General features: G+C 42.0%; 8 protein-coding genes. 7 read left to right on the plus strand and 1 reads right to left on the minus strand.

Annotated features, from left to right (window positions below):
* Positions 1-53: 53 nt before the first annotated feature.
* Complete coding sequence (gene gltC / locus B7E05_RS11235) at positions 54-947, minus strand: glutamate biosynthesis transcriptional regulator GltC (protein ID WP_080874285.1); 894 nt, start codon at positions 945-947, stop codon at positions 54-56.
* 120 nt (positions 948-1067) lie between these two features.
* Here gltC and gltB point away from each other — a divergent pair, with 120 nt between their 5' ends.
* From gltB to glnA, 7 genes are all read left to right on the plus strand, one after another.
* Positions 1068-5639, plus strand: a complete 4572-nt coding sequence (gltB, locus tag B7E05_RS11240; RefSeq protein WP_080874286.1) for a glutamate synthase large subunit — start codon at positions 1068-1070, stop codon at positions 5637-5639.
* The gene (gene gltD, locus B7E05_RS11245; protein ID WP_080874287.1) at positions 5632-7128 is read left to right on the plus strand and encodes a glutamate synthase small subunit; all 1497 of its coding nucleotides are present in this window, start codon (positions 5632-5634) and stop codon (positions 7126-7128) included. Before gltB ends, gltD begins: the two co-directional genes overlap by 8 nt.
* Positions 7129-7345: 217 nt before the next feature.
* Positions 7346-8257 (plus strand): stage V sporulation protein K, encoded by a 912-nt coding sequence (gene spoVK, locus B7E05_RS11250; protein WP_080874288.1) that lies wholly within the window; start codon positions 7346-7348, stop codon positions 8255-8257.
* A 63-nt stretch (positions 8258-8320) separates the two neighbouring features.
* Positions 8321-9562 (plus strand): GTPase HflX, encoded by a 1242-nt coding sequence (hflX, locus tag B7E05_RS11255; protein ID WP_080874289.1) that lies wholly within the window; start codon positions 8321-8323, stop codon positions 9560-9562.
* Positions 9563-9564: 2 nt separating this feature from the next.
* Positions 9565-10806, plus strand: a complete 1242-nt coding sequence (locus B7E05_RS11260; protein WP_080874290.1) for a methionine gamma-lyase family protein — start codon at positions 9565-9567, stop codon at positions 10804-10806.
* 116 nt (positions 10807-10922) lie between these two features.
* Entirely contained in the window at positions 10923-11336 is a 414-nt protein-coding gene (locus B7E05_RS11265; RefSeq protein WP_080874291.1) for a MerR family transcriptional regulator, read from the plus strand.
* Between the two features lie 84 nt (positions 11337-11420).
* A complete protein-coding gene (gene glnA / locus B7E05_RS11270) occupies positions 11421-12758 on the plus strand; it encodes a type I glutamate--ammonia ligase (protein ID WP_080874292.1) in 1338 nt (445 codons plus the stop codon).
* The last annotated feature ends 138 nt before the right edge of the window (positions 12759-12896 follow it).

A 12896-nucleotide genomic window follows, 5' to 3' on the forward strand; every position in this document is an offset into this window, starting at 1 on the left:
GTATTCGCAAAAAAGTGAATACGAGTTTTTTATATTCCTTACTGAAATCTGTTTTACTCCCACGCTTCGAAATAATCCTGGATAAAATGATAAAATACCCGTTCGGATGGTGCCAGATTACGGTTTTTAGGAATAATAATACCAACTGTCCGCTTCAGAGGCGGATTATCGATAGCAACTTTGGCACTATAAGTCGTGTTTACATCATTAAAGGCACTTTCAGGAAGCAACGTAATCCCCATCCCGGCAGCAACAAGCCCTTTAATGGCATCCAAGTCCTCTCCTTGTGATTGGATGTTTGGTGTGAATCCGGATTGAATACAAGCATCGATAACAAGTTGATGAAGTACATAACCTTCTGGAAACAACACGAAATTTTCCTCTTTTAAATGAGCTACCGAAATTTTTTCTTCTTTCGATTTAGCGTGATTTCTAGGAATAAGTGCATAGAAATTTTCCATAAATAGAACCTTGCCAATGATATCCGGTTGCGTATCAGGTAAAGGGCCGAGAAACGCTAAGTCAATTTCTCGATTTCTCACGGCCTCAATCAAAAAATTATAGGAGCCCTGTCTTAATTGAAAGCGGACATTTGGATAGCTTTCCTTAAATGCAGATAAAACCGTTGGTAAAAGGTTACTTGCTAAACTTGTCGGAAAACCGATCTTTATCGATCCCCGTTCTGGATCCAAGTATTCATCCACCTGCTTCTTTGCATAGTCGATTCCTTTTAAAGCTGATTTTATATGTGTTAAAAATATTTTTCCGATTGGCGTTAAAAGCACATTTCGACCAGTTCTTTCAAAAAGTTGCACTCCTAATTCGCTTTCTAAATTTGAAATCTGCCGACTGACTGCTGATTGGGCAACATGCAGTTCCAAGGCAGCTTCCGATACATGTTCTCTTTCTGCTACAGCAACAAAATACCTCAATTGACGCAGTTCCATATTTCCACCTCATATCAATATTAGATTATTCTTATGTTTATTATATATTGTTTCGATAAATAAAAAAACATAAAATGTATCTTACCCACTTTTAATGTACACGAAATGGAGGAACGCAGAATGACTTTTCAAGATTTTCCTAAAGCACAAGGGCTATATCACCCTGATTTTGAACATGATGCTTGTGGAATTGGCTTATATGCACATATAAAAGGAAAACAGACACATGACATTGTTGCCAAAGGATTGAATATGCTTTGTAAGCTGGAACATCGTGGCGGACAAGGAAGTGATCCGATGATTGGGGATGGTTCTGGTTTGATGGTACAAATACCGGATCAGTATTTCCGAAGAGTTTGCCCGGATTTCGATCTTCCGTCTGCGGGTGCATATGCGGTCGGTATGGTCTTTCTTTCTCAAGATAAACAAGAACAAACAAAAATCATAAAGAAGATCAATAAGTTGGTTGTTCAAGAAGGACAACAGCTAATTGGCTGGAGAGATGTTCCTGTTGACTCCGCTTGTATTGGAAAAGGAGCTGTGGATACATTACCGGAAATCAAGCAAGTATTTATTCGGGCGAATGCTGCTGGTAACCTGGATTTTGAGAGAAAGCTATATATGATCCGCAAGCAGGCAGAGCATTGGGCAGAAGAAAAAGATATTCGTTTTTATGTACCAAGCCTTTCCAGTAATACAATCGTGTATAAAGGATTACTGACCCCGAATCAGGTGGAGGGATTTTATCTGGATTTACAAGCAGCTGATTTTATTTCTGCTTTCTCTCTTGTCCACTCCCGATTCAGTACAAACACATTTCCATCCTGGGAACGGGCGCATCCAAACCGTTATTTGATTCATAACGGTGAAATCAACACATTGCGAGGAAACGTGAACTGGATGCGAGCCAGGGAAAAACAATTTGTTTCTGATGCATTTGGTGAGGATTTAGAAAAATGGTTGCCGATTATCCGTAGTGACGGCAGCGATTCTGCAGCACTGGATAATGCACTGGAATTTTTAACCCTTGCCGGAAGAGAACCTGCTCATGCGGCTATGATGCTGATCCCTGAACCTTGGGATAAAAATGACCATATGAATCAGGAAAGGCGCGCTTTTTATCAATATCACAGTATGATGATGGAACCATGGGACGGCCCGACATCCATTACATTTACAAACGGAAAGCAAATTGGAGCGATTTTAGATAGAAACGGATTGCGCCCGGCGAGATATTACGTGACAAAAGATGATTATATTATCTATTCCTCCGAGGTTGGCGTTGTCGATGTGGAAGAAAATAATATTTTATTAAAAGAACGGTTGCGTCCGGGGAAAATGCTGTTAGTGGATATTGAGAAAGGAAGAATCATTTCGGATGAAGAAATAAAAACAGCCATGACAACGAAGTATCCTTATCAAAAATGGATAGCCGAACAAACTACGACACTCGCTCCGGAAGTGGATGAAAGCATCCCAATGGATCCGCAATTATTCCATAAACAGAAAGCATTTGGTTATACGACGGAGGATATTGAAAAGTATTTGATTCCGTTAGTGCAGGATGGGAAAGACCCGATTGGTGCAATGGGGAATGATGTACCGTTAGCTGTTTTATCGGAACGTCCGCAAAGTTTATTTCATTATTTTAAACAACTCTTTGCTCAAGTGACCAATCCGCCGATTGATGCATATCGGGAACAATTAGTCACATCCATGATGACGTGGTTAGGCAGTGAGGGAGATATCCTCCATCCGGAGACGGAAAGGAAAAGGCGTGTCCGTCTGGATTCACCGATTCTTTCCAATGTGCAAATGAGAAAGTTGGAAAACAACGAAATGGCCGGACTGGATGCTGAAATGATAGAAACGTTGTTTACGAACGATATGAAAATTGCGTTGGATCAGATGTTTAAACAGGCGAAAACAGCCATTCAAAACGGGAAAAATATACTGGTGCTGCGGGATTCAGAAATGGATCAAAACCAAAAAGCGATACCGGCACTGCTTGCGGTTAGCGGCTTGCATCAATTTTTAGTTCGTGAAGGTATCCGGACAAAAACAAGTATCGTTATCCAGTCAGGTGAAGCGCGTGAGGTACACCATTTTGCAGCTTTGCTCGGTTATGGGGTGGATGCCATTTACCCATACCTCGTTTATCAAACCTATCAGCAGGCGTTTGAAGATAATAAATTAGCTTTCAACCCAAAAGAAGCGCAAACGAAATTTATTGCCGTTGCAACCGAGGGGATTATCAAAGTCATGTCTAAAATCGGTATTTCGACTGTACAAAGCTATCGAGGGGCACAGATTTTTGAAGCTGTCGGTATCAGCAAACAAGTTATTGAAAAATATTTTACAGGAACAGCTTCTCAAATTGACGGGATTGGGCTGGACGTGATTCAACTTGAAACAGAGAAACGCCATCAGGAAGGATATCAAGAAGCACACAAGCAGCTGCTTGATTCCGGAAGTGATTTTCAATGGCGGAAGACTGGTGAACACCATGCATTTAATCCTTCAACAATTTATAAACTGCAATGGTCCTGCCGCCGGGGAGATTATAAGTTGTTCAAGCAATTTTCGAAAGAATCAAACGAAGAGCGTATTGGGTTTTTAAGAAATTTATTTGACTTCAAAAAGGCAGAATCTATTTCCATGGATGAAGTAGAATCAGTTGCTTCCATTGTAAAACGTTTTAAAACGGGTGCCATGTCATTTGGGTCTATCAGTAAAGAAGCGCATGAGACATTAGCGATCGCGATGAATCGTCTTGGCGGTAAAAGCAACAGCGGGGAAGGCGGGGAGGATGCATCCCGTTTTACACCTGATGCGAATGGAGATTTACGTTCCAGCGCCATCAAACAGGTAGCATCGGGCCGTTTTGGTGTGACCAGTAACTATTTAGTCAATGCAAAAGAACTGCAAATTAAAGTAGCGCAGGGTGCAAAACCTGGAGAAGGCGGTCAACTGCCGGCTGATAAAGTTTATCCATGGGTTGCGGATGTGCGCAGGTCCACACCTGGGGTAGATTTAATCTCCCCACCGCCGCATCATGATATTTATTCGATTGAAGATTTGGCACAATTGATTTATGACTTGAAAAATGCGAATCGCCACGCGAGGGTCAGTGTTAAACTTGTTGCTAAATCAGGTGTTGGAACAATCGCTGCCGGGGTAGCTAAAGGAAATGCAGATGTTATCTCTGTTGTTGGTTATGACGGAGGAACGGGTGCATCTCCAAAAACGAGTATTAAACATACTGGTTTGCCATGGGAATTGGGCTTGGCGGAAGCACATCAGACGTTGATGCTAAACGGACTGAGAGACCGTGTTACCTTAGAAACAGACGGGAAACTGTTGACAGGAAAAGATGTTGTCACTGCAGCTTTACTTGGAGCGGAAGAATACGGGTTTGCCACGGCTCCGCTTATTACTGTCGGCTGCGTAATGATGCGTGTCTGTCATAAGGATACTTGTCCAGTCGGTATAGCGACACAAAATCCGGAGCTTCGAAAAAAGTTTGCCGGAGATCCGGACTATGTTGTGAACTATATGCGATTTATCGCGCAGGAGGTTCGTGAAATTATGGCAGAGCTTGGTTTCCGAACGATGGATGAGATGATAGGGCGGACTGAGTATCTGGAAAGATCGGCACGTACGGATGCACATTGGAAAGCGAAACACCTTGGTTTATCGACGCTGGTTTACCAGCCGAACGGAACAAAGAGAAAAACAAGGCAGCAGGATCAGCGATTAAATCAAACGTTAGATATTCAAGAAATCCTTCCTGCTGTTCAGGAATCACTGAAAACAGGAGCAGCAATGGAAGCATGCTTCCCAATCAATAATACAGACCGTGCTGCGGGAACAATTGTCGGCAGTGAAGTGACGATGAAATACGGAGAAGAAGGGCTGCCCGAAGACACCATCAACTTACACTTTACTGGATCGGCTGGGCAAAGCTTCGGTGCTTTTATCCCATCAGGTCTAACAATGACGGTAACCGGCGATGCCAATGACTATGTCGGAAAAGGACTTTCAGGTGGAAAGGTCATTGTTCGTACACCCGAAACCTCGACGATAGATCCCAGTCATAATGTGATTGCGGGGAATGTCTCCTTTTATGGTGCAACAAGCGGTGAAGCATATATCCAGGGTTATGCCGGCGAGCGTTTTGCAGTCAGGAACAGCGGCGCAAAAATGGTTGTAGAAGGTGTTGGTGATCATGGCTGTGAATATATGACGGGAGGGCGTGTTGTCATCCTTGGTAATGTCGGTAAAAACTTTGCCGCAGGAATGTCAGGGGGCATCGCCTATATCAGGCCGGATGATATTTCTTCCTTCCAATCCTTAACCAATACCGGATTGATTCAATTTGAAACATGCACCGACTTGGAAGAGCTGGAAGAAGTAAAAGACTTGTTGATTAATCATTTAGATTATACAAACAGTGAAAAAGCGGCGATTATTTTAAAAAATTGGAAAGAAGAAGTGAAACATTTTGTGAAAGTCATTCCAATAGATTATAAATTAATGCTTCAGCAGATAGAATGGTTTAAAGAAAAAGGCTTAAGCATAGAGGACGCACGTTACGAAGCTTTTATGGCAAAGAAAAATCATAAAATGACAGTACATCTGGATGAAAATGCAGTCATCAAAGAAGCGAAAGGAGCCAGAGTCAATGGGTAAAGCAACTGGATTTATGGAAATAAAAAGAAAAAATGCTGTGGAGCGTGAACCGCTTGAAAGAATAAAAGACTGGCAGGAATACGCTGGCACTTTCTCAGATGATGCAGCTAGTGAGCAAGGTGCGCGCTGTATGGATTGCAGTATTCCGTTTTGTCATATTGGGATGGAAATAGAAGGAGCTACATCAGGCTGTCCTATCTATAACCTGATTCCGGAGTGGAATGATCTTGTCTATAAAGGGAGATGGAGAGAAGCGTTAGACAGGTTAATGAAAACCAATAATTTTCCTGAATTCACCGGCAGCGTTTGCCCTGCACCATGTGAAGGTTCTTGCACGGTAGCAATTAATGACCCCGCTGTAACGATTAAAAATATCGAGCAGAAAATCATTGATAAAGGGTTTGAAGAAGGATGGATCGAACCGCGGATTCCAACTGTGCGTACTGGCAAAAAGGTGGCTATTATCGGTTCCGGACCAGCCGGATTAGCAGCAGCGGATCAGTTAAATCAAGCGGGCCACGAAGTAACAGTTTATGAGCGTGCGGACCGGGCTGGCGGATTGCTGACCTATGGTATTCCAAATATGAAACTGGATAAAGGCGTAGTTGAACGACGTATCCAGCTGCTTCGTCAGGAAGGAATTCATTTTGTGTTAAATACGGAGGTGGGCAAAGATATTTCAGCAGAAGAAATCAAAGCAAGCTTCGACTCCGTGATTCTTTGTACGGGCGCGCAGAAGCATCGTGATTTGCCCCTGGAAGGCAGAGACAGCAAAGGAGTACGTTTTGCGATGGATTACCTGACACGCTCAACCGAAACCCTGCTTGATGAAGAGGTGGAAATAGAGGAAGAGTTAAACGCAGAAGGAAAAGATGTTATTGTCATCGGCGGCGGAGACACGGGTGCAGATTGTATTGCAACGGCTATCCGTCAGGGCGCCAAAAGCATTGTCCAATTCGGGAAGCATCCGCAGCTGCCGATTAAACGCGCAGATACTAACCAATGGCCAGCTTATCCGCAAGTATTCAGCTTAGAATATGCACACAAAGAAGCGAAAGAAAAGTTTGGCGAGGATATCCGGGAATATTCCATTCAAACAAAGAAATTTGTGACCAATGAACAAGGCGAATTAAAAGCGTTGCATACGGTACAAATGGAGAAAAGGCAAGATGAGGATGGTGTTTTCTTTTTTGAAGAAATACCAGGAACAGAAAAGGTGTGGCCTGTGCAGCTTGTGTTGATTGCTATTGGATTTGAAGGAGGCGAAGAGCCGGTTGTAAATGCTTTCGGAGTTAAAACAATGCGAAACCGCGTGCTTGCAGCATATGGAAAATTTGTAACAACAGCGGATAATGTATTTGCGGCAGGGGATGCTCGCAGAGGTCAGAGTTTGATTGTCTGGGCGATTAATGAAGGAAGAGAAGTTGCCTATCAGGTCGATGCATATATAATGGGGGAAACTTCCCTGCCATCTGTTGCAAATATGTAAAAAAAGAAATTAAAGCGGAATAGAAGTCCGAAGAGGGTTTTTATTCCGCTTTATTACATATAGAGGTATAATGATTTTCATATATACGTTTCCCGGATTCATATACTGCATCATAGACAAAGCTAATCATGATGGAAACCATGATGAATCCATAGGCATTTGTCACCCCTCTGCCGTTCTTTGCGTATATTGTTAGAGAATAAGGGGTGATGGAGAATTGGCACAGGCAGAAAGGTATAAAAATGGACGTATTAATATCATATTAAACGAGAATACACAACAGCCCAGCAGGGAGGTTCGTGTGAAAAAGCAAAAACATTCGCCGCTTGAAGTAATCGATAAAGAATTTGCATCTTTTGTCGGTTTAAACGACTTAAAAACGTCCATTAAAGAGATTTATGCCAGTATTCTTATCAACGAAAAGCGAAAGGAACAAGGGTTAAAAACCTCCAAACAGGTTCTTCATATGTTATTTAAAGGAAACCCCGGAACGGGAAAAACGACCGTAGCCCGGAAATTGGCAAAACTTTATCATGATATGAACGTCCTGTCAAAAGGGCATTTTATTGAAGCGGAACGTGCAGATTTAGTCGGCGAATATATCGGCCAGACAGCACAAAAAACAAGAGCGATTATTCAGAAAGCAATGGGTGGTATTTTATTTATTGACGAAGCTTACTCGTTATCGCGTGGAGGGGAAAAGGATTTTGGTAAAGAAGCGATTGATCTACTGGTAAAACATATGGAAGACGGCCGGGAAGATATGGTTCTTATCCTTGCCGGCTATCCACGTGAAATGGATCGTTTTCTTTCGATGAATCCTGGCCTTGAGTCCCGCTTTCCGTTTATTTTAGACTTTGATGATTATTCTGTTGATGAATTATTAAATATAGGAAATCGTATGTTGGGCGAGAGACAGTACCAATTATCAAAACCGGCGGAATGGAAGCTTCGCAGTCATTTAGCGAGAAAATTGCGGGAAGAATCTTTTAATTTTTCGAATGCAAGGTATGTGCGAAATGTCATTGAAAAAGCAATCCGGTTACAAGCGGTCCGGCTGCTTGCCTCCGAACGAATAGTATCCAAAGATTTAATTGTTTTAACAGAGGAGGATTTGTTGCTAGAATAGAAATAATGAGTAAGATAAATGATAAGAATAATTTTAAAGGATATTCTAAGAAAGAGGTAAACTATGACAGCAGAAAATGTATTAGTAATTGCGGTTAACCAGAATGAGAAATCAGAGCGCCAACTCCAGTCCTCTTTAGATGAGCTTATTTCTCTTTGTAAAACAGCTGGAGGGCAGGTGCAGCATGTCATTACACAAAACCGGGAACGCATCCATCCGGCTACTTATATTGGTGAAGGAAAGCTTCAGGAAGTGAGCCGGATGGTTGATGCATCGGATATTGATTTGGTGGTAGCAAATAATGAATTATCTGCCGGCCAAGTTCGTAATCTGGCAGATGCATTGGATGTCCGTGTGCTTGACCGGAGTCAATTAATATTGGATATTTTTGCGATGCGTGCACAAACAAAGGAAGGGAAACTCCAAGTCGAACTGGCTCAATTGGAGTATTTGCTTCCTCGTTTGCATGGACAAGGGGCAAATCTGTCCAGACTTGGAGGAGGAATCGGGACAAGAGGTCCGGGAGAAACCAAATTAGAAACGGACCGCCGGCATATTGAAAGAAGAATCTATGATATCAAACGCCGTCTGCAATTGGTGGTGAAGCAACGTGATCAATATCGAAAACGCAGGCGCTCCAATGACGTCTTTCAAGTAGCTATTGTCGGATATACCAATGCAGGGAAATCAACGATTTTTAATCGGTTAACAAGAAGCAGCTCCCTGGAAGAAGATCAACTGTTTGCAACACTGGATCCGCTCACACGACGTATCCAGCTCCCCAGCGGTCTGAAGAGTCTAATAACCGATACGGTTGGGTTTATTCAGGATCTGCCGACTGCGTTGATTGCTGCTTTCAAATCGACTTTGGAGGAAGTGGCAGAAGCGGATTTTCTTCTGCATGTCGTCGATGTTTCCGATCCGGATTTAGCGCAGCAGCAGGAAACCGTACAGAAACTTTTACAGGAATTAGATGCAGGCCATATTCCGGTATTGACAGTCTATAATAAAAAAGATCAGCTGAAAGGTGATTTCTTTATAGCGAATCAATTCCCTAATATTCAAATAACTGCATTCAAAGAAGAAGATTTACAGGCATTATACATGAAAATAGAGGAAGTATTAAAAGAAGAATGGGATTTATTTGACATTGTTTTGGATTCAAGTGAAGGAGATTTACTATATCAGTTGCAATCGTCTGCGCTCATTGTAAAAAAAGAGCTGCTGGAAGAAACGAATCAATTTCATGTTCAAGGTTATGTCAGAAAAGACCATCCATTTCATCGTTTTGTGGAGGAGAAATAAACATGCAAGCAGATAAACTTATCATAGAAGCAGAAAAAGATTGTTTGGAAGGGCAGCAATATATCCAGGGGATTGTGGAAGAAAATCAACGGCGTGTACTGGAAGCATTCCGAAACCATCGGATTAGCGATGCACATTTGCAGGGCACCACAGGCTATGGCTATGATGATTTGGGCAGAGAAGGCTTGGAAGCAGTGTATGCAAATGTATTTGGCGGAGAAGACGCTGTTGTACGCCCGCAAATTGTATCGGGGACGCATGCCATCACAACGGCTTTATTTGGCGTACTGCGCCCGCAAGATGAGCTTGTTTATATCACTGGACATCCATACGATACATTAGATGAGGTAATTGGCAAGCCCGGAAAGAAAGAAGGCTCACTTGCTGATTTTCAAATCGGTTATCGCGAGGTGGCTTTACAAGAGACAGGCGAAGTTGATTTTGCAGAAATAAAAAGAAGCTGGACAAAAGAAACCAAAGTCGTTGCGATTCAACGTTCCAAAGGCTATGACGAAAGACCTTCCTTTACCATAAATGAAATCGAGGAAATGGTTGCTTTTGTAAAGGATATCGATTCGTCTGTCATTGTCTTTGTTGATAATTGTTATGGAGAATTTACGGAGACACAAGAACCGTTACATGTTGGAGCGGACTTGATTGCCGGTTCCCTCATCAAAAATCCAGGCGGAGGTTTGGTACGGGCCGGCGGATATATTGCCGGTCGCAGTGATTTAATACATTTATGTGCAAATCGTCTGACAGCACCCGGCCTTGGCAAGGAAACTGGGGCTTCTTTAGGCATGCTTCAGGAAATGTATCAAGGATTTTTCATGGCACCGCATATTGTAGGTGAAGCTCTAAAAGGGGCACTGTTTACGGCGAGATACCTGGAACTTGCCGGTTTTCATACTTCTCCATCGTATATGGAGAAAAGAACGGATCTGATTCAAACGGTCACTTTTGAAAATGCGGAAGAAATGATTGCATTTTGTCAGTCTGTTCAAGAAAGTTCTCCAATCAATTCTTATGTGAAGCCATACCCGAGCGATATGCCTGGTTATGAGGACCAAGTTATTATGGCTGCGGGCACATTTATCCAAGGGGCAAGCATCGAACTGTCTGCTGACGGGCCGATACGGGCTCCCTATACAGCTTATGTACAAGGCGGTTTAACCTATACACACGTGAAAATTGCAATTATTGAAGCTGTGAAAACACTAAAAAATCAAGGTTTTATTTCGTGAGATCAGGGAAAGGATTATTGATGGGCTAATTATATGTTAAATAACCTAACATATAATTGACAATAAAGATAACATCAATTATACTTAATGTATCATCATAGGAAGGGGGTCCTTTTTTGAATGATCAGGATCGTCGTTCAATGCCCTTATTCTCTATAGGTATAGTTATGAAATTAACCGAACTTACCGCAAGACAAATTCGTTATTATGAAGCAAATGATTTAATTGCGCCGGAAAGGACAAAAGGAAATCAACGTCTATTCTCATTTCGTGATGTGGATAAACTGCTTCAAATTAAAGACCTTTTGGACAGAGGGTTAAACATGGCTGGAATCAAGCTTTTACTGGATGAAGAAAATGAAAAAGCATTTCCAAAAGAAAAAACAGCAAATCCAGAGAAAAAAGGTTCGGCCGACCTGACTGACAAGGAACTGAGAGATATCCTCAGAAACGAATTAAATGAAGCTGGAAGATACGGGAAAGCAAGTATGAGACAAGGGGAGTTATCGCGTTTTTTCACAGGACGTTAGAACAAAGTGATATGGAAAGCATGCTGCAATATGATGCAGTCAAACTTTCTTTTACATTTAGTCAAGAATTTAGGAGGAGAACTGATGGCTGAAAAGTTAACCAAAAAAGAAATTTTACAACAAATTGAGGAAGAAAACGTCCGATTTATTCGATTGCAATTTACAGACATGCTGGGAACAGTTAAAAATGTTGAGATTCCATTAAGCCAGCTGGATAAAGCATTAGATAATAAAATGGCTTTTGACGGGTCCAGCATTGAAGGATTTGTGCGTATTGAAGAATCTGATATGCTCTTGCATCCGGATTTGGATACATTTATTGTATTTCCTTGGACTTCCGAAAAAGGAAAAGTAGCGCGGTTTATCTGTGACATCTATAATTCGGATGGTACGCCGTTTGCAGGATGCCCGCGTTATAATTTAAAACGTAATCTGGAAAAAATGGAAGAGGCCGGATTTGACGCATTTAATATTGGTGCAGAGCCGGAGTTTTTCCTGTTCAAACTGGATGAAAACTGGGAGCCGACACTGGAATTAAATGACCACGGCGGTTATTTTGATCTGGCACCAACAGACTTAGGCGAAAATTGCCGTCGCGATATCGTGTTAGAGTTGGAAGAGATGGGTTTTGAAATCGAAGCATCCCACCATGAAGTTGCTCCGGGACAGCATGAGATAGATTTTAAATATTCAGATGCATTAAAACATGCAGATGATATCCAAACATTTAAATTGGTCGTAAAAACAATCGCCAGAAAACATAATTTACACGCGACGTTCATGCCAAAACCTCTATTTGGTGTAAATGGTTCCGGAATGCATGTTAATATGTCTTTATTCAAAGGCAAAGAAAATCAATTCTACGATACAAAAGGTGAATTGGAATTAAGTAAAACAGCTTATCAATTTACTGCCGGTATCCTGAAGCATGCAACAAACTTTACAGCGGTGACAAACCCGACAGTAAATTCTTATAAACGTTTAGTACCTGGTTACGAAGCGCCTTGTTATGTTGCCTGGTCTGCATCTAACCGCAGCCCATTGGTACGCGTCCCAAGCTCCCGCGGATTAAGTACACGTATTGAAGTCCGCAGTGTAGACCCTTCTGCTAATCCATACATGGCGTTATCCGTCCTGCTTGCATCCGGTTTAGACGGGATAAAAAATGGATTGGATGTTCCAGAATCCGTCGACCGCAATATTTATGTGATGAACAAAAAAGAGCGGGAAGAAAATGGTGTGAAAGATTTACCATCTACCTTGAAAGAAGCGATGAATTATCTGGAACAGGATGACGTGCTGGTGGAATCACTAGGGGAGCATTTATTCGAGCACTTTATTGAAGCGAAAGATATTGAGTGGGATATGTTCCGTACGACCGTGCACCCTTGGGAACGCGAGCAATATCTGACCAATTATTAATCTAGTAAAACATGATATTATCAAAGGTTTTCTTGAGCTGGTATCTCCTCAATAAAAAGAAGTTGATGCACTTTTGAAAAGCATGTAGCTCAAAACCCCTCAAACAGTTTAAAAAGCTGCTTGAGGGGTTTTGTGTTA

Source organism: Oceanobacillus timonensis (assembly GCF_900166635.1).
GTDB lineage: Bacteria > Bacillota > Bacilli > Bacillales > Amphibacillaceae > Oceanobacillus > Oceanobacillus timonensis.

Excerpts from the sequence above, each read along its gene's own strand:
- gltC (WP_080874285.1), bottom strand. The coding sequence starts at position 947 with ATGGAACTGCGTCAATTGAGGTATTTTGTTGCTGTAGCAGAAAGAGAA.
- gltB (WP_080874286.1), top strand. The coding sequence starts at position 1,068 with ATGACTTTTCAAGATTTTCCTAAAGCACAAGGGCTATATCACCCTGAT.
- gltD (WP_080874287.1), top strand. The coding sequence starts at position 5,632 with ATGGGTAAAGCAACTGGATTTATGGAAATAAAAAGAAAAAATGCTGTG.
- hflX (WP_080874289.1), top strand. The coding sequence starts at position 8,321 with ATGACAGCAGAAAATGTATTAGTAATTGCGGTTAACCAGAATGAGAAA.
- B7E05_RS11260 (WP_080874290.1), top strand. The coding sequence starts at position 9,565 with ATGCAAGCAGATAAACTTATCATAGAAGCAGAAAAAGATTGTTTGGAA.
- glnA (WP_080874292.1), top strand. The coding sequence starts at position 11,421 with ATGGCTGAAAAGTTAACCAAAAAAGAAATTTTACAACAAATTGAGGAA.